Source organism: Candidatus Odyssella thessalonicensis L13 (assembly GCF_000190415.1).
GTDB lineage: Bacteria > Pseudomonadota > Alphaproteobacteria > Paracaedibacterales > Paracaedibacteraceae > Paracaedibacter > Paracaedibacter thessalonicensis.
Genome location: NZ_AEWF01000001.1, coordinates 137,354 through 155,629 on the forward strand (window position 1 = coordinate 137,354; position 18,276 = coordinate 155,629).

Sequence of the window (18,276 nt, forward strand, 5' to 3'; positions counted from 1 at the left end):
ATTATAGCAATCTTTGTCTCCCGCCCTTACCGAAGAGGGGGGAAATAATCAGCTGCATAGAGTGCCTTATTTGCTTTTTTAAATCGATAGCCCTAAATGGCTTAAGCCTCTTGCCGCAAATGAGATCCCTGTAAATGTTGCTCCAAGAATTTCTTAAGCTCTAATTATTAAGGACTGAGGTCAGTTTTGATAAAAACAGCAAGTCTGATTCAGGTGCCCTTATTCCTCAAATCCGATAATAAAAATATTGTTTTGATTAGCCAGTTGTATACTTTTATCTCTGTGTAAAAACTGGGTCTTTCCTGCTTGGACGGCGATGCCGGCAAAGCTGGCTTTCACACATTGGCTAACAGTTTCTAAGCCAATGGTTGGCAAATCTACCTTTAGATCTTGTTGGGGCTTTGCCATCTTGACCAAGATCGGAGAGCGGCCGGATCGTTTATACTCTTGGGTGCGGCTAATAAGTTTTTCAGTTCCTTCGATAGCTTCAACGCCAAGAATTAACCCTTGTTGAATGATTAAGGCTTGGCCTACATCCGCTTCCCCAAGCTTTAGCAATATCTGTTGAGCCATTCTGATATCCCTTATTTCCTCTGCGGTTGGCTGGGTAAGGGTTAGACAAGCAGATGGCATAATTAGGTCATCCAAAAGTTCAGTGGCCCCGAGGACAGTGAAACCTTGCTCTTCTAAATATTTTACAATGGCGCTTAACAGGCCATCATCCCCGACTGAGCTAAACCCTAGCTTGGCCAAAAGTTTTGTGCCTGTCCAGTCGAGCGATAATTCTGCAAGGCTTGGCCGTCTGATGCTACCAGCCATAACCACATGGGTTACAGATTGTGAGCGAAAGTAGTTCAATAATGCCGCGACTGTGCCCAACTTTAACCAAGTATGGGGAACCGATTGAACTGTGTCGGACGGCGTTTGGTTTTCAAAGGCGGCCGCCACGATGGGAATCTCTTGGCGTTGACATTGCTGGATTATCTGCCTGGGTAAATCCCCTTGACCTGCAATTAAACCTACAACTTTATTGTTAGCCGCCATGCTTAACTTTTACTCCCTTAAAAGATTCTAATAATAGACCTGCTTAATTTAATCTTGCCTTACTTGTTTGAGGTCTTGGCTAACTTTGCTAATACGGCGACTTGTTTGAAGTGTTCTTTTATAGGGAAGGCTGGCAGACCAGCAACAGTTGCTCCTGGTTCAATATCACGCATGATGCCTGATTTGGCTCCAATTCTTACATTGTCGCCAATCCTCAAATGTCCAGCTATTCCAACTTGGCCGGCAACAATAACAAATTTCCCTAAGCGTGTACTGCCTGCAATGCCCACCTGAGCCACCAAGACAGAATATTCCCCCACCACAACATTATGCGCAATTTGAACTTGATTATCCATACGGACCCCTTTGTGGATCTCTGTATCAGCATTGGAACCACGATCGATTGTAGTATTCGCACCAATGTCCACATAATCACCAATGATAACCCTGCCTAATTGAGGCACAGGCACATGACCTTTGGCATCCATATCAAACCCAAACCCTCGTTGACCTATGCGGGCGCCTGGTTTAATTGACACATAATTACCAATTATGCTGTTCGCTATACTAACATGAGAGTCAAAGCTGCACTCTTTGCCAATTATGCAATTACTATCAATGAGAGTATAATCACCGATGGTTGTATTTTCGCCAATTTCTACATTTTCACCAATCACCACATAGTGTCCAATCTTGCATCCGGCCCCTATTTTAGCAGAGGCAGGAATAATAGCGGTTTGACTGATGCTTTCTAATCTTTTTCTTTCTTCATAAAATAATGATAATAGACGGGCAAAATCCCGATAAGGGGTTTTTGATATGAAAACTGGTAGGTTTTCAGGGGCATGTTTAATATAATCTTCTGCAATTATACAAGCACCCGCCCGGGTAGATTGAAACTGTTCCTTGTATTTATGGTTATGGTAGCAGGCTAAGTGATTACTCTCGGCCAATTGAAGCGGGGAGAGTTCTTCAATTAATAACGAGGGATTATCACAATTTAATAGGGGTAAACCCAGGAGTTTAGAGATCTGGTTGAGTGTATATGGCCCCTTTTTAATATAGAAACGTAAATCAGGCATAATTGGCTCTTGTTAAAAAAGTGAGAAGTAAGGCGAATGATCTTAAAGACAATATATCAAACTTTATAATCAGTGTTAAGAATTGCATAGGTAAAAAATCTTACCCCTTTGGCATGCATAAATTCCGATGAGATTCGCCCTGAATAAATTGAATTAGGGCGTCAATTTCTGGGATATCTGCTTGCGCCTCTTTAAGGAGCGCCAATCTTTGCTGAAAGGTGTTGTTTTCTTGCACTAAGTCGGGCGTGAATAAAGTCTTATAGGCTTCTCTGAGGGCACTAATTGCCTTTTGAGAAAAGCCGCGGCGTTTCAGGCCAACCAAATTAAGGCCGGACAAACGAGCGCGTTCGCCAATAACAATTCCATAGGGGATAACATCATGTTCAACGCCAGACATTCCACCAATCATGGCATGAGCGCCGATACGTACAAATTGATGAACCGCAGACAAGCCTCCAATAATCACATGATCTTCCACGATAACGTGTCCCGCCAGGGTTGCTTGGTTGGCGAAAATTACGTCATCACCAATAATGCAATCATGAGCAATATGAGTGCCCACCATAAACAGGCCACGATTTCCAATGCTTGTAACCGTGTTACCGGTGGCAGTACCAGGGTGCATGGTGACATATTCGCGAATCCTGTTATCATCGCCAATTTCAAGGCGCGCCATTTCGCCAGCGTATTTTTTATCTTGGGGAATATGACCAATGGTAGCAAAAGGGAAAATAATATTACGATGGCCAAGGGTGGTATGCCCTTCAATAACCACATGAGATTTTAGTTCAACATCATCACCAATAGTTACATTCGGTCCTATATAACAAAAAGGTCCGGCTTTAAAATTCTTTCCGATCTTGGCCGAGGCCTCAATGATAGTAGTCGGATGGATCATAAACTTATTCCCCTATTTATTTGCAATCATTGCCGTAAAAGTTGCTTCATCAGTCAAGGTATCCTCTACCCAAGCTTCTCCTTTAAATTTCCAAATATTGCCTCGAGATTTCAAAATTGTTACTTTGAGCTTTAAGACATCTCCCGGTACGACGGGTTTGCGAAATTTTGCTTCCTCAATGGACATAAAATAAACAATTTTATCCTTTGTGTCCTGCGCCATGGATTTCACGACGAGTACTCCCGCCGCCTGGGCCATGGCTTCGACAATTAAAACCCCAGGCATAACGGGATGCCCCGGAAAATGACCTTGGAAGAACCATTCATTCATGGTGACATTCTTGATGCCGGTGGCACTTTGTCCAAGCTTGACATCCACAAGTTTATCAATCAAGAGCATGGGAATGCGATGGGGAATTAAGTCCATAATTTCATTGATTAAAATATCTGGGCTGGATTGCGTCATTATTGCTTTTCCTTTACTTCAATTATTTATAGAGCACGATACGCTAATCGTATCTTTTTAAAATGCGATCGGGTAGCTGACAAAATTTTGGGACTGCCTTACCTAAGGCATTGCTGAATCTTAAAGTAATTAAGCCCAGCTTTTCCGCCTTTACATCCGTAAGTAATTGCTCATTCTTCATGGCTGATCCTTTAGGAAGGTAGGTGAACCGTTGGCAATCGATGATTTAACTCTTCTAAAACCTCATCAGTTATATCCAACTCTGGTCCTCCATATAAAACGACTGAGGCATCAAGAATGGTTGCATTAAAGACAAGATTTAAGGTGCGTCGTTTAGCAACATTATTGACGATTTCACGGATCGTTTGCTCAATTTCCTCAACAATTTGAGCGAAGCTTTTATTAAGACTTTCTTTGCGACTTCTTAGTATTTTATCAAGTTCACTAATTTGCCGATCCAAGTTATCTTTCTTTGCCTTAAGGTCTTTGGTTGTCTCGGTGGTATCTTTTTCGAGCTTTCTTATTTCTTCATACTCAGCTTGAAGTTTTTTTTCCTTACTGAGAATCTCTTCATGAAAAATCTTATATTGTCTTTCAATGAGCTCTCTAAAATGTCGCATTGCTTGGGCTTCTGTTTTAACGCGGCTTAAGTTCACAAAGCCAATTTGTGCTGAAGGGACCGAGACACTTCTGACTGAGCCATTAAATGCTTTAGGCAGAAAATATGTTACTGCACCTATTACCGTGAGGACAATAAATGGAGCGAGGACCCAAAGGATTCTTCTCATTTAATAGAGTATCTTTCATTAAAAACTTAAGGTTTGTGATGCTTATGATAACAAAAGACTGTAGAATCACAAACAAAAATGCATGAATTTAGCCATTCTTTACGGTAGGGGCGTAAACCCCTTAAATTTTGAGGGTTATTATGGCAAGCAGAGGAGAAGAGCCGTCCTTAAAGAGAGTTTAGGAAGTAACTTAATATGTTCAGGGGGCGAAAAAGTAATGATCTACTTAAGCAGGCCAACTAATTTCTAACTCTTAAATTTTATAGATGCTGCCTATTTGAAGCTTTAGAAATGGCTTTGGCAATACCTTGTAAAAGGTTGAGTTTATCAAATCTCCAACGCTATTCTTATTAAAGTTTTGGTAAAATTAAAACTAAACCCAAAAAGATGTTTTTTATCATGTACATAATTTTTTGCGATAAAATTACGCTTGTTATAGCTAAATGGGGGAGATAAATTATTTATATAAAAGTTTAATTTTATTATAAGGAATCACCGAATTATGAGCAGATTACATTTACTTTCCGCTGTAGCTCTGTCTATTGCTACTCTCCCTTTAGTAAAGGCAACAGATCTACCTGACTTAATTGACGATACTCCGGAGCAGAATCTGGTGCAGCAAAGCCCCATGGAGTCTGCTCCTCAAGATAATGCTGCCGTAAGTACGCCTGCCACGCTATTACCCCCCCTTCAAGTAGATAGTAATGGTGAAGGCAGTGTTCTCGCAGATGCTGATGGAGATCGCGCTGAAAATTCGCCACGAAATGCAGCTGCAGCCGATCAGCACGTTATTCCATTAGAATCAATATTACAGAACCCACAGGTACAAGCCGCTTTAGCGCTAGACTCTGAGCTAGCCGCTCTGTTCTCACGCCCGGAACTGATCGCTGTATTGCAGCAGCGAGAGATCCTAGCCTTATTGCAAGCTAATAATATGGAGGCATTTTCTCGCCATCCTCAGGTCGTTGCTCTATTCCGGCAGCATCCCGATATAGCCACCACTCTTGATCGAATATGGGTTTTACATCACCCAGCAGCCGCTCCAGCTCCAGTGCAAGCAGCAGCCGCTCCAGCTCCAGTGCAAGCAGCAGCAGCTCCTGCACAAGCACAACCCGCAGCCGCTCCTGCACAAGTACAACCCGCAGCAGCTCCTGCACAAGCACAACCCGCAGCCGCTCCTGCACAAGTACAACCCGCAGCCGCTCCTGCACAAGTACAACCCGCAGCCGCTCCTGTACAAGCACAACCCGCAGCCGCTCCTGTACAAGCACAATCAGCTCTGGGAGCTCCTATTCAGCCTACATTAGGCACTATTAAGATTGTAGATGGATGGGTGTATCGATTTAACGGTATAGATTGGTCGCGTTTACGTAGAGGATAATTAAATTAAATAAGGGGTACATTGATCAAAGTAGTACTGTTATCACTTATTAATGTACTCCTTAACTCATATAATCTTATGATTCTTACGTTTGAGAAAGCTTATTCTTAAATTTAAGAGCTCTATAGGTATGGATGACTGGTTTAGAATATCGCTCTGATCAGATTAAGAGATAACACTTTCATCTGTAAGCAGGTAGGTAAGCTTATATTACATTCATGAGTTGTAACTATTGTCGTCTTTTAGTTGGATCTCAGTTTTGACTCTTCTTGATGGCGTTGGTGAACGAAAGACGGGAGGGTTTTAAAATATCTTGGTAACCCGCGGTTAAAGAAGAAAGCACTGGTTAGATATCTTTATTAAAAGTAAAGGAATATGGCTTTAAATTTAGATGATTTCTAAGTGATACTGTGCGAAACTTAGGGCATGCTATAAAAAGAATTAAGTTAATTAATCATGGTAAGATCTATATAAAAGTAAGGTAAATCTTTCAGTTTTTCCGTTCCAGTGATGAAGTTAGAATAGAGGTTTCTGTGCCTTTTAAGGTAAACAAATGTCTATAAGATGAATGCAGTAATTTAACTTATATTACAACAGGTGTTAATAAACAATTTATAAAAATACCTATGTTTAGAAGTAAAATTATATTGGAGCTCCCTTTACTCTTAACCAAAAAAGTTATATTAATATACTATTTAGTCGAAGTTTATTTAAACTCTAAGGGCTTTTTGTGGGTAACATTTATTTAATCAACAATGAAAACAAGATGGCTAATTCGAGAACTATATTCAAAAGCTTACCTATAGGGATAAAAATGATTGATCTCACAGGCCAAGGTATTAATGGTGAGGTGTATAGGGTGCGTTAATAATTTAAGACAAGCTTTTGAGCTTCCCAGGAAAATTAAAAAGAAAATAATTTAGAGTAATAAAAATATATTCCCATATCTACATTGAGCATTCAGGAGGCTATTTAATGCGGTTTACTGAGAGCTTGAGGAGATTTTTAAATAGGAATAAATGATAAAAAAGGAAGAGGAAATGAATAAATCTTTAAATATGGTTAGAAGCTTATCCCTAGCAGTTTTGCTGTTATCTACAACAATTGTGAGTGCGATGGATGCCCCTAGGGTTAACGTTATAGATGATCGAGGGATGGTAAATATTTATGGCGGTGAGAATGAAAACGTGATGCGTGACATTCGCCAACAAGCTTGTAAAAGGTCGGGCGAAAGGCTGGTAGCGATCATGGAAGCTGCAGGCATACCGGAAACTTATGAGGAAGAAATGGTAGATATAGGGTGGTGGTTACATAATCAAAATAGAAATAATCCATTATTTCAGCGTCACATCCCTAATACTAATACTGTTTATAACTATGTAGATGATGCAATAGCTGAATTTGAACGCATTAGAAATTCAGAGGCCCTAAATTTTGCCCATACAATCTATGGGAAACGTTACAGTATGAGACAGATGCTTGCTTGGGTTTGGGCTGCTATTAAGTATTATGGTGAGATCACAGGGAAACGCGAGGGAGTTGAGAGAGATCAAGAGAATATGCTGCTTACTCTTTTAAAGCGTGGTTTAGCAGAAAACATTGAGGACGATAGACATGGTGTATGTAATGTCGGCGTATCTTCCAGAATCCTTCATTGTTTACAAGGATATTATGATGGTATTGCTCTAGACGGTGACATTGAGCTTACAAACTCCGGAGCAACGCAAAAAGACACCCCTGACATATTTGTTGAAAAATTCGAAACTAAATTGGCTGAATACGCCAATTCTTTGAGTGAAGATCATCCCCTTACATTAGCGGCTAGTGATGAACCTTTACCCTCAAATGTTTCTCCGGAAGAGGTAATCAATCTACTTGATCGAGCCGCGCAAAGTTGGATTGATGCAGCTCACGCTAACTTCCCTCCTGATAGTCTTGAACTTAAGGTAACACTTGATGGAATAGAGAAGATTTTAAGAGGATATAGGGGGCTGATTAATAGTGCAGCTCAGGCTCAACAAGATTCAGACTCGGAAGCAGAAGCTCCGCAGATATTTCGGGGTGATATTAATCAAAATCTTGAAAGGGCCAAGTACGAGAATTCTACGCCGCACCGCGGCACCAGAGATGCTTCTTCAAGCTCTACCACTGTTACTCAGTCCGTAGCACAAGCTTTTCAGCCCCGTTCAAGTTTTTCAGTGCCTAGTGTTAGTGTATCAGCAGGACCTGATATATTCTCACAGTTGTACACTCGCTTAGCTCCTCTTGTGCCCGCCGTAGCGCCTCAACCTCGTGCAGCAGCTGCCCAAATTGCTCAGCCTAGGGTAGGAGAGATAAAAACTGAGAATGGCTGGTTATGGCGTTTCAATGGGGAAGATTGGTCAAGACTTCGTCGGGCAGATTAAAATTATCCAACTGTAACATTCCTAGTATGTCTTTATCAGTTTAGAGGCGGGCTGATAAAGGCATTCTATTTATTAAGCTTTTACCTAAACCATAATCCTTCTCTAATACCTAGACTCTTACCTCTAAAGCTACAAATGCTTTCTAAATCGTGAAGCAATTACCTACTTAATAGATCAACATTTGAAAAGTTTTTAGGTCTCTGCAGAATTCTCAGCAATTTAAAGATAATCTGGGTTAACAGATGTCACTCTCTTAACCAAAAAAATATAACTTTTAAAAAATAACGGTTGCGATTGTATGGTTACCTTTTCGCTGGCATTGTTTTGAAAGACTCAGAAAGAATTTGTCTTCCTCTGCTGTTAGCCGTTGATATTGCTAAAGATTTGCCATGCTAGCTAGGCAATTAATGTTTGATAATAAGTAAATTATTATTATGGATCAGAATCTAAGTAAGGTTCATTTTTTTCTGAGTCGGTACCTTATAATTTTGAGACCTGAATTTATGGATTATAGAGAGAGGGAGGTAGCATTTGTTATGAGGAGAGGGCTCTAGCTAAAAGCATATAAAAAAAGCCACCAAGAGGTGGCTTCCTATAAGATATTCTGCGGTAATTAGAAACGATAAGACATCCCTAATTTAACTTGATGTTCATGCGCTTTAAAACCAGTTGACCCAGGATAGTAATGACTTCCGACAGGAATATTACTTTTGCTCTTTGATGATCCTGGAGTAAACCCATAAGTAACTCGAAGGCCAATCTTATCATTAGCAAGGAGTGTTTCGTGACCAATCAAGCTTGTAAACCTTACTTTATTGTTTTTGATAGTAAAGTTGCGCTTAGGATTAGGTTCAATGTATACCACTTTGTTGTTGAGGGATTTAACACCTAATCCAACAAAAACCATGGACTTTGGATTAACCAAAGCACCGACAGTTGCTACCACCCCCCAGCTGAAGGTGTCGCGTTTATGACTAATTGCGTTGTGATCACCTTTTTGAATAGGCTTTACGCCTGCTAACTGGAAGTCTGAAGTGAACACGCCACCTAAGGTAAGACAGTTAGTAAACACTTTGTTATACCCAAGAAAAATTCCCAGGTTAGGTCTATTCGCAGTACCGCGGATATTGTCAACGGCTATTCTATCAGCAGAAGCACCTTTAAAGTTTACATTCATGCTGGACAAACCAAAATCTACACCTGCAAACAAACCATTGAATGCTTTAGCATCTGCGGCGGTGCTTAATGCAGCAGCGGCAAGTGTAAGTGATAAAATCTTCTTCATGTTTTTCTCCTACGTTGAAAACAAAGCTATTATATAATCAATAGATTAAGGGGTCAAAATATACCTACAGGCAACTTTACGTAAAATTTGCATTTGTGATAAAAATGTAACAATATTAGAGGGGCGGTTTTAGCAAGTATTTATGAAGATAACTATTAAAAAGGATTATTAATGGGAGCTAGTTTATAAGTGGCAAGTTTAAAAATTTAGAATAAAGATTGAGAAGATTTTTACCCATGCAATTTTGCCTTTTATCTGTTTGATAGCAAACATGTTAGAGCTAGCGCCTGTGTGCTTTGATACTCCTAACCATTTGGAAAATAATGAATGAAACTTAAGTTCACCTTTAAAGACCCCTCCTTATTTGATAAAGCGATAACTCATCCTAGTTTTCGGCGTCGTAAAGTTAATGATTTTGAGCGTTTAGAGTTTTTGGGCGACCGTGTGCTCGGCATTATTGTTGCGGAGATGTTATACAAAGCTTTTCCCTTGGAAAAAGAAGGGGATTTAGCAAAGCGCCAGGCTGTATTAATCAGCCGCGATGTGTGTCAAGAAATTGCCTACGAAATTGAGCTACATGAAGATATTAAAGTTGTCGGCACAGGACTTGATGGCAATTCGGCCGTCCTCAGTGATGCTATGGAAGCACTTATTGGGGCAATGTTCTTAGATCAAGGTCTAGAAGTGACCAGGCAACATATTCTTCCCTTATGGGAGAAGCGATTAGCTATCACTCAAGCCCCGCCAAAGGATCACAAGAGTTTATTGCAAGAATGGACCCAGAGTCGTGGCTTAGGTATTCCGGCGTATGAACTTGTAAATCAAACGGGCCCTGCTCATGCACCAGAATTTGAGATTCTCCTCAAAGTAGACGATCACAGTGTTAAAGCCCGTGGCAAATCACGTAAATTAGCTGAGCAAGAAGCAGCTAAACAAATGTTGCAAATTAAGCATGCAATGCAGTAAGGGTATTGTTTTCTCCTATTTCCCTAATTTTCCCAATATGCATTGGTAGGGAAGGGAAGAGGGTAACCGAATTCGGAGAAGTGGAAATTATTGTGTAAGTATAATAATCAATAGCACCATCTCAAGTTACAATTACAATTCGGAAGAAATTATATACCCCATTTGAAATTATTGTTCAGCATAATTGATGAGTTCACATCTGGGTAAAGGCAAGCCAAAAGGGTATTCAATATAATAATCCGCCTGCAGTAATAAGTTTAGGATTCCATGCTCACCAAAGATGTGAGCCGCCCCCACGCAAAAAAGAGGGGTATCTAAATCAGCAAAATACTTATGCCAAACTTTCATCCAATTGTAATTCCGGCTTATCAGGCCGCCATCTTTTCGAAAAAGATCTGTCTCCACAGTTATAATACCGTTCTGATAATTAACAATAAATTCTCTACTGCTTTCATCAAGGATTCCCTTGCCACTATAAATGCAAGTATAGAGTTGTTCCTGCCATTCCATTAAAGAAGGAACTGCTATCTCAGGTAACATAAGAGGAAGAGACTCGGCTATTGTTTCTAGCCCATAGATATGAGTTCTGGGAAAGAGCTCTTCAATTTGTTGATCCATTCCTATCTTCTGCTGGGCACACATCTTATAAATTAAAAAAGCCAGCGGGAAAGTAGCTTCTTTCAAAGCCATCTCTTTTATAAGGCAAGAACTCCTTGATTGAAAGATATGATTTAAGTAAATTCTGGTAAGATCATCCAAGCTCTCAAACCAATGCTCCTCTTTATTAGAGGAAGTGATTATTGCACCAACTTTTTCAAGAACTTCTCGGGTTACTGGAGGTGTGCCGCTTGATTCACCGACAAAGTTTTGGCAATTTTGGATAATTTTAAAGAACTCCTCAGAAAAAAATGATAAAGGGATATAGTGGCAGGATCCAAGAAAATAGCCTACTTTATTATCCTTAATAAGCCGATACAAGAAAGGTTTCGAGATTTTATGGACTGATTGAGCTGACAACCAGGCTTCCCCCAGAAGATCAGTATAATCAATCAACCTTAAATCACGCTTCTGGGTAATCTAGGAATGAATCACGGCCTTTTCTTGGATCTCCTTTTTGATAATTTTTTCAGGGGAGATAATAGGGCCGGGCCAGAAAATAACTTGGCTATTATCTTGGCTGAGATGATCCAATTTATCACTAGTATATGCTGTAGCATTAGCTAAAAAAGCTAGAAATATAAAAGCTTGCGCCCTAAAAGAAATCATTTTATTCCTATTCTTGTTCCTTGTTTCTTACACCGCTAAGCTTACCATAATAATGATATCCTGAATAGCTGTGGAGGTTTGTTTTGGCTTAAACTGTCCCTACTGATGACGACAAATTAGATAAGATCTTAAGTAATTTGTGCCTTTCTCTTCCTTGCTTAAAGCTAAAATACTATTAGACCTATTAGAAAAATATTTAAATAAACTTTAAATAAAATTACACTATAAAATTAGCATGCTTTAAAAGGGTGGATGCCAAGACTAGATCTTTATTATCTGGGCAGGGCCAGACCCTTAAAGATGCTAAAAAACAATTTTATAGCGGAGATTACATCCATGAGTCATATGTCAAGATATGTGAGAGCAATAAAAATGCTTTTAGTGTTGAGTGTTCCACTGTCAGCAATGGAGAACGATAATCCTAATCTACTTGCCAATCCTGGAGCATTATATGTTCCTCTATATTATGATACCACTGTACTACTACAGCCCATACTTAACTGTGAATTTGAGGATCGTTTCACGAGCTGTATCGAGTATCCTGATTACCAGGGAAATAATACCCCAGAACGTTTGCTCTGCGCTAAATGGTTACGCATCAATCTGGATCCTCAAGAACTGTACGACCAAAGCTTAAGAGCTCGATTAAAAAGGTTAATAACTCTTGCTAGCTCTACTTATGCAAGTGGCTTATCCACTCGCTTATCCACCCCAGATGCGGATGATCTCTTAGATGCTATGGCGTATGCTTTATCCTTGATGAAGGGTGATATAGAATCTACCGGTCAGATGCTGAATTTGAGTGAGCAAGACATTGTTTCACAATTTATGAGAAACTTTCCTCAAGTTAAGTACATTGAGTTTTATAGTCCTGCGACAGCAGGTATTTATGCGTGCCTTGATGCTAAAACAACCAAATTGTTCAATCAACTTCAGGATGAGAATAAGTTCTACTTTTATTCCACTTAAGATTTATAAGGATCCTCTCACGCTCAAGCTGAAGTGGCAAATAGTTGGAGAAGGCTATTAAGGAAGTAATGGCCCTCTTGAAATCCTAAGTAATGTTAGCCTCGGCGCTCTTTGCCTGGCCCTAGAACAATATTTTCTATGACAGGGACTTTTTTAGCGCAAGAACTAACTGATCAATATCTTCCTCAGCGGTCGTTTCGGTGGCCGTAAGGAGTAGATATTGGTCATAATCGTTACCCAGTAATCGAGAGACGGGTACACCTGCCAGAATCCCCTGCTCGGCAAGCGATTCAACTACATCAGTTGCACTTGCTGAGATTTTAACAGTTAACTCATTAAAGAAGGAGGTATTTAATACTGTTAGACCGTTAACTTTTTGCAATCTATTTTTTAACGAGATAGCTTTGGCATGGTTGAGGCGCGCCAAGTTGCGCAGTCCTACTTCTCCAAGCAAGGATAAATGGATGGTAAAGGCGAGGGCGCATAGGCCTGAATTGGTACAAATATTACTGGTGGCCTTTTCACGGCGAATATGTTGTTCCCGTGTGGATAAGGTTAGGACAAAGCCGCGTTTGCCGTCCGCATCAACTGTTTCTCCACAAATGCGGCCAGGCATCTGACGCACGTAGGAAAATCGAGTGGCAAAGAGTCCCACAGTTGGTCCACCAAAATTTAGCCCCACTCCTAAAGATTGGCCATCGCCACAAACAATGTCGGCTCCCATTTCCCCAGGAGCTTTAAGGGCGCCTAGGGCCACGATTTCGTTAATGCAGACAATTAACAGAGCTCCTACTGCATGGCATGCTTCTGCGAGCTGGGTAAAATCCTGAATATGGCCAAAGAAGTCAGGATATTGTACCACAACGCAGGCTGTCTCTGCGCTTAAGTTGAAAGATGCTGTTGGACCTGCCGGGGAAGGGGCGGCCTGGTCCACTTCAAAGTTACCATAATGGCCATAGGTGCGGATAACGTCAGCGTAATGAGGATGGAGATTGCCGGATAAAATGGCTTGGCGGCGCTGGGTAACGCGTTGGGCCATCATTACGGCTTCAGCGGCTGCTGTTGCGCCATCATACATAGAAGCATTCGCGACTTCCATTCCTGTTAACAAAGCTACCTGGGTCTGGAACTCAAATAAATATTGCAGTGTGCCTTGCGATATTTCAGGCTGATAGGGCGTATAAGAGGTTAAGAATTCGCCCCGCTGAATTAATGCGTCAACAGCCGCCGGAATGTGATGTCGGTAGCAGCCAGCTCCTAGAAAAAATGGGGCCTCACTCGCCTGAAGAGTATTGGCAGCATGGCGCTTGAAAAACTGATCCACCTCCAATTCTGACTGGTGTAACGGCAGTTCTGATAAGTCAGGGTTTAAGGTTGAGGCGGGAATATCTTGAAAAAGATTATCAATATGATTGACGCCAATGGTTTGCAACATAGAACGCCGAGTGTCTTCAGTATGAGGTAAGTAACGCATTTAGGATCTAAGCTCCAATAAATTTCTTATACTCAGTCTCATCCATGAGATTTTCTAACTCTGCTGGATCTGTCAGACGGATCTTGAAGAACCACCCTTCGCTTTCAGGAGCGGAGTTGACAAGATCGGGTGAAGCTTCTAATTGAGTATTGATCTCTGTAACCTCGCCTGAGACTGGGGAATAAACTTCGCTTGCTGCCTTTACTGATTCCACCACTGCCGCTTCAGCGCCTCGGAATAACTGTTTACCAATAGCAGGTAATTCTGTAAAGACCACATCACCGAGTTGCTGCTGGGCATAATCGGAGATCCCCACTGTACCGATAGAGTCTTCAACAACAATCCATTCATGCTGATCACTAAATTTTTTCATAGCTGTTTCCTTAGTCAAATTTTCTAAAAATTAATCTCGACAATAATTAGGACGAATAAACGGAAGTCTGCTTTGATGGGCAGGATATAACTGCCCTCGGATACTCACTTGAATTGGAGCTCCGATATATTGCCGCTCTATAAAACCCATGGCTATAGGGAACCCTAAAGACGGGCTCTGGCTGCCGCTGGTAACTTGGCCAATTTGCTGGCCTTCTGGGATATAAATAAGGCATCCTTCCCGCGGAATAGATTTACAGTTAGGCGTAAGGCCAATGCGGCACCGTAAGGGCGGCGTTTGTAGTTCCTTAAGAATGCGCTCCGCTCCTAAGAATTGGCCTTCCACACGGCGACGTTTGCCAATCGCCCAGCTAAGCCCCGCTTCAATAGGAGATATAGTTTCATTTAATTCATGACCATAAAGGCAGAGGCCGGCTTCAAGACGCAAACTATCTCGCGCCCCTAAGCCAATTGGTTCTACCTCTGGATGCTGTAATAAGTGCTGGAAGATAGGCAATGCTGCCTCAGCGGAGCAGATAACTTCAAAACCATCTTCCCCCGTGTAACCGGTGCGTGAAATAAAGACAGGATATCCTAAAAGGGAAGTTTCCATAATATTCATGAATTTTAAAGTCTTAGTCGCGGGACAAAGCTGTTCCATGACATGACTCGCCTTAGGTCCCTGTAGGGCTAACATGGCCTTATCAAAGCGGGGGGTAATCTTTACCTCGGAAGGTAAGTGAGATTGCAAATAAGAAAGATCATGCTGCTTACGGCTGGCATTAACCACCAGCAAAAACCCTTGGGCGAGCCGTGAAACCAATAAGTCATCTTCAATACCCCCATTGAGATTCATCAGAAAACTATATTTAACTTGTCCTAACGTCATTTCTTGAAGATCGCTCGGAAGTAGACGCTCTAAGTGGATAGCGGCCGAGTCACCCTCTATGAATATGCAACCCATATGCGAGACGTCAAATAAGCCAGCGTGACTGCGGGTATGAGCATGCTCCTGCAGGATGCCTTTAGGATAATTAACCGGCATTTCATAACCGGCGAAAGCAACCATCCGCGCCCCTAAGCTGCGGTGTACATGATCAAGGGGGACCCGTTGCAGGGTAGAGGCATCAACTTGCATTACCGTCTCCTATTTGTCTTTATGGCTGCCATCACAATACGGTGGGGTTTGGGTGCGTTTGCAGGTACATAACCAAACTTTCTTAGTCTCATCTACCTGGAAATGCAAAGAGCGTTTATCCGTGTCAGCTGTTTTATGGGTTCCATCACAAAAGGGCTCCTTGGCGGATAATCCACAAGTACACCAGCAATATTTTTTGTCAGCTTCTAATTCAACTTCAATAGGGGTGGCCATGATTGTTAACTCTTATTAAATAGAAAATTAGTTACAGAGTAAGTTAAATTTGTGACAAAATACAAGCGCTAGTTGACTTGTATTGTCTCACAGATTCTTTTACTCTGGGGCAAAGGAGAAAAATATGGCTGTTCGCTATTTAGATCAAACCTTAATCAATCAGATTGCCGCAGGTGAAGTGATTGAACGGCCTGCTTCTGCTATTAAAGAATTAGTTGAAAACTCAATTGACGCTGGAGCGACTCGGGTCGATGTTGTTGTCCGCGATGGCGGCCGGACATTAATTTCGATTACTGATAATGGGTGTGGCATGGGGCAAGATGACCTCTTATTATGTGTGGAACGCCATGCCACCTCAAAGATTCCCGATGGAGACCTTTTTAATATCAGGACTTTGGGATTCAGAGGCGAAGCGCTGCCCTCGATTGGCTCTGTCAGCCGTCTCACGATTACAACCAAGCAAGGGCAGGGCGAGGCTTGGCAGTTAACCGTTGAAGGAGGCGTTAAAGGAGCGCCGCAGCCGGCCTCAGCGCCAGCTGGTACACGGGTCGAAGTGCGCGATCTATTTTATGCAACACCCGCGCGCTTGAAGTTCTTAAAATCACCTACTGTTGAGCTTAATCATATTACGGATATTATCTACCGTCAGGCCTTAGCTAACCCAGGAGTAGAATTTACCTTGCGCCATGATGAGCGCTCGGTGATCAATTTTACCAAGGAAATTGATCGTTTGAATGGGATCTTAGGTAAAGATTTTAGAGAGAATGCCTTAGACCTTAATTTTCAAAGAGAAGAGTCGCGGCTTCGCGGTTGGATCAGCATCCCCACCTTTAACCGCAGCAATTCATCGGACCAGTATTTATTTGTTAATGGTCGTCCAGTCAAGGATAAATTGTTTGCAACCGCATTAAAAGTTGCTTACCAAGATGTTTTAGCTGGTAATCGTTATCCTTGCGTTTGCTTGTTCTTAGAATGCCATCCAGAAGATGTGGATATCAATGTTCATCCCGCTAAGGCTGAAGTTCGTTTTCGTGATCCTAATTTAATGCGTGGCTTTATTATTGCGGCAATCAGAGATGCTTTAAAGACAATGGCACCGCGGACATCTTCTCATTTAAGTGATAAAGCCTTAATGGTGTTTGATCGCCCAGAAGTACCCCCATCAGCTGTAGCGCCACGCTCTGCTCCTCAGCTAGTACCGTCCTTTACTAAAAGTGCCTCAGTTTCACCACCCCCCATGCATCAGACACGATTAACAATGCCGACTCCTGGTCGATACGAGCCCTTAGCTGAGACTAAGGCCGCCTATATGGCCCCGTCCCCTGCCATTGTCGCACAAACCACCGCCAGTGTTGCAGAATTTATCCGACCTGAGCAACCATCTCAAGATCATCCTTTAGGATATGCTAAAGCGCAGATTCATGAAACTTATATTGTGGCAGAGACGGCTGACGCATTAGTGCTTGTGGATCAGCATGCGGCTCATGAACGGTTAGTCTATGAAAAGATGAAGCAGGACTTAGTCAATGGTTTAGTCAAATCCCAAGCGCTGCTGATTCCCACTGTTATCGAACTCAATAGTCAACAATTCTCGGCCCTGCAAGATATTATCGCCAGTTTAAGTCAGTACGGTTTCCAAATCGAGTGCTTTGGTCAACAAGGCATTGTCGTGCGTGAAGTGCCATCGCTTCTGAATAAATGCAATATTAAGCAATTAATGCTTGATCTGGCCAGTGAGATTATTGAACGAGATACCTCAACTGCGGTGGAAGTTGCTCTCCATGAAATACTAGCTGACAAAGCTTGTAAAAATAGTATTCGCGCCGGACGACGCCTCAGCTTAGAAGAGATGAATGCACTGTTGCGCGAAATGGAAAAAACGCCGTTAGCCAATCAGTGTAACCATGGACGACCAACCTTTATTAAATTAAGTAAAGCTGATATGGAGAAGTTATTTGAACGCGCCTAAGCAATTAAATAAAGACGTGGAAGCGATGATCCGGGTGGATCAAGCAGGTGAATTTGGGGCGACTTGTATTTATGCAGGACAGCTTGCCGTTCTGAAAAACTCCGCCATCGGTCCAACGCTAAAGCAAATGGCAGCACAAGAAGAAGTTCATCTGAAGACTTTTAATGATTTATGTGTAGCTCGGGGTGTCCAGCCAACAATCTTGCAACCCGTATGGCAAGTTGGGGGCTATTTAATGGGGGCTGTAACAGCGCTCATGGGCGAAAAGGCTGCCCATGCGTGTACCATTGCCGTCGAGGAAGTCATTGCTGATCACTATCAAAGCCAACTGGACAGGCTTGGGCCAGAAGAATCAGAGCTCAAGAAAACCATTGCTCAGTTCCGCGCCGAAGAGTTGGAGCATAAAGATCATGCTGAACTGGAAGGAGGTCGGAACGCTCCAGCCTATGAGACAATTACCACAGTCGTTAAGGGAATTACTAAAACAGCTATCTGGCTGTCCAAGAGAATTTAAAATATTTTTCTTAACAAGAGATTTTA

At 41.9% G+C, this 18,276-nt stretch carries 19 protein-coding genes; 6 read left to right on the top strand and 13 right to left on the bottom strand.

Translation table 11 applies throughout. From position 1 onward, the window contains the following. Positions 1 to 219: 219 nt before the first annotated feature. From HMO_RS0100680 to HMO_RS0100705, 6 genes are all read right to left on the bottom strand, one after another. Positions 220 to 1,044: an LpxI family protein gene (locus tag HMO_RS0100680; RefSeq protein WP_010297306.1), complete on the bottom strand. Its 825-nt coding sequence runs from the start codon at positions 1,042 to 1,044 to the stop codon at positions 220 to 222. A gap of 59 nt (positions 1,045 to 1,103) precedes the next feature. After that, positions 1,104 to 2,126 carry a UDP-3-O-(3-hydroxymyristoyl)glucosamine N-acyltransferase gene (gene lpxD / locus HMO_RS0100685; RefSeq protein WP_010297310.1) on the bottom strand — a complete coding sequence of 341 codons (1,023 nt, stop codon included), beginning with the start codon at positions 2,124 to 2,126 and terminating at the stop codon, positions 1,104 to 1,106. A 100-nt stretch (positions 2,127 to 2,226) separates the two neighbouring features. Then, positions 2,227 to 3,024: an acyl-ACP--UDP-N-acetylglucosamine O-acyltransferase gene (gene lpxA / locus HMO_RS0100690; RefSeq protein ID WP_010297313.1), complete on the bottom strand. Its 798-nt coding sequence runs from the start codon at positions 3,022 to 3,024 to the stop codon at positions 2,227 to 2,229. A 12-nt stretch (positions 3,025 to 3,036) separates the two neighbouring features. After that, on the bottom strand, positions 3,037 to 3,489 hold the full coding sequence (gene fabZ / locus HMO_RS0100695) for a 3-hydroxyacyl-ACP dehydratase FabZ (RefSeq protein WP_010297317.1): 453 nt from the start codon (positions 3,487 to 3,489) through the stop codon (positions 3,037 to 3,039). A gap of 43 nt (positions 3,490 to 3,532) precedes the next feature. Beyond that, positions 3,533 to 3,670: a hypothetical protein gene (locus HMO_RS16925; RefSeq protein ID WP_010297320.1), complete on the bottom strand. Its 138-nt coding sequence runs from the start codon at positions 3,668 to 3,670 to the stop codon at positions 3,533 to 3,535. Between the two features lie 10 nt (positions 3,671 to 3,680). Continuing rightward, positions 3,681 to 4,277, bottom strand: a complete 597-nt coding sequence (locus HMO_RS0100705) for an OmpH/Skp family outer membrane protein (RefSeq protein WP_010297324.1) — start codon at positions 4,275 to 4,277, stop codon at positions 3,681 to 3,683. A 502-nt stretch (positions 4,278 to 4,779) separates the two neighbouring features. On the opposite strand from HMO_RS0100705, the gene HMO_RS16930 reads away from it, so the two are divergent. Further along, positions 4,780 to 5,658, top strand: coding sequence for a hypothetical protein (locus HMO_RS16930; protein WP_010297327.1), 879 nt, complete (start codon positions 4,780 to 4,782; stop codon positions 5,656 to 5,658). A 1,040-nt stretch (positions 5,659 to 6,698) separates the two neighbouring features. Further along, positions 6,699 to 8,063: a hypothetical protein gene (locus HMO_RS0100715; protein WP_139016790.1), complete on the top strand. Its 1,365-nt coding sequence runs from the start codon at positions 6,699 to 6,701 to the stop codon at positions 8,061 to 8,063. Positions 8,064 to 8,676: 613 nt separating this feature from the next. Here the strand turns inward: HMO_RS0100715 and HMO_RS0100720 are convergent. After that, complete coding sequence (locus HMO_RS0100720; protein ID WP_010297333.1) at positions 8,677 to 9,348, bottom strand: outer membrane beta-barrel protein; 672 nt, start codon at positions 9,346 to 9,348, stop codon at positions 8,677 to 8,679. A gap of 327 nt (positions 9,349 to 9,675) precedes the next feature. On the opposite strand from HMO_RS0100720, the gene rnc reads away from it, so the two are divergent. After that, positions 9,676 to 10,314, top strand: a complete 639-nt coding sequence (gene rnc, locus HMO_RS0100725) for a ribonuclease III (protein WP_010297336.1) — start codon at positions 9,676 to 9,678, stop codon at positions 10,312 to 10,314. Positions 10,315 to 10,482: 168 nt separating this feature from the next. On the opposite strand, the gene HMO_RS0100730 is transcribed toward rnc, so the two are convergent. Both HMO_RS0100730 and HMO_RS0100735 read right to left on the bottom strand, forming a co-directional pair. Then, a complete protein-coding gene (locus HMO_RS0100730; protein ID WP_175282076.1) occupies positions 10,483 to 11,331 on the bottom strand; it encodes a TraB/GumN family protein in 849 nt (282 codons plus the stop codon). 60 nt (positions 11,332 to 11,391) lie between these two features. Further along, a complete protein-coding gene (locus tag HMO_RS0100735) occupies positions 11,392 to 11,580 on the bottom strand; it encodes a hypothetical protein (protein ID WP_010297342.1) in 189 nt (62 codons plus the stop codon). 336 nt (positions 11,581 to 11,916) lie between these two features. Between HMO_RS0100735 and HMO_RS0100740 the strand changes: the two genes are divergently transcribed. Beyond that, complete coding sequence (locus tag HMO_RS0100740) at positions 11,917 to 12,549, top strand: hypothetical protein (RefSeq protein WP_139016791.1); 633 nt, start codon at positions 11,917 to 11,919, stop codon at positions 12,547 to 12,549. A 136-nt stretch (positions 12,550 to 12,685) separates the two neighbouring features. Here the strand turns inward: HMO_RS0100740 and gcvPA are convergent, their stop codons facing one another. From gcvPA to HMO_RS0100760, 4 genes are read right to left on the bottom strand one after another with little or no spacing between them, the layout of a single operon-like run. After that, complete coding sequence (gene gcvPA, locus HMO_RS0100745) at positions 12,686 to 14,023, bottom strand: aminomethyl-transferring glycine dehydrogenase subunit GcvPA (RefSeq protein ID WP_029448069.1); 1,338 nt, start codon at positions 14,021 to 14,023, stop codon at positions 12,686 to 12,688. A gap of 7 nt (positions 14,024 to 14,030) precedes the next feature. Further along, positions 14,031 to 14,396: a glycine cleavage system protein GcvH gene (gene gcvH / locus HMO_RS0100750; RefSeq protein WP_010297352.1), complete on the bottom strand. Its 366-nt coding sequence runs from the start codon at positions 14,394 to 14,396 to the stop codon at positions 14,031 to 14,033. Between the two features lie 30 nt (positions 14,397 to 14,426). Then, a complete protein-coding gene (gcvT, locus tag HMO_RS0100755; protein WP_010297358.1) occupies positions 14,427 to 15,533 on the bottom strand; it encodes a glycine cleavage system aminomethyltransferase GcvT in 1,107 nt (368 codons plus the stop codon). 9 nt (positions 15,534 to 15,542) lie between these two features. Beyond that, positions 15,543 to 15,767 carry a CDGSH iron-sulfur domain-containing protein gene (locus HMO_RS0100760; protein ID WP_010297361.1) on the bottom strand — a complete coding sequence of 75 codons (225 nt, stop codon included), beginning with the start codon at positions 15,765 to 15,767 and terminating at the stop codon, positions 15,543 to 15,545. Positions 15,768 to 15,891: 124 nt separating this feature from the next. Here HMO_RS0100760 and mutL point away from each other — a divergent pair, with 124 nt between their 5' ends. After that, positions 15,892 to 17,736 carry a DNA mismatch repair endonuclease MutL gene (mutL, locus tag HMO_RS0100765; protein WP_010297365.1) on the top strand — a complete coding sequence of 615 codons (1,845 nt, stop codon included), beginning with the start codon at positions 15,892 to 15,894 and terminating at the stop codon, positions 17,734 to 17,736. Next, on the top strand, positions 17,723 to 18,250 hold the full coding sequence (locus tag HMO_RS0100770) for a demethoxyubiquinone hydroxylase family protein (RefSeq protein WP_010297370.1): 528 nt from the start codon (positions 17,723 to 17,725) through the stop codon (positions 18,248 to 18,250). Before mutL ends, HMO_RS0100770 begins: the two co-directional genes overlap by 14 nt. Positions 18,251 to 18,276: the final 26 nt, after the last annotated feature.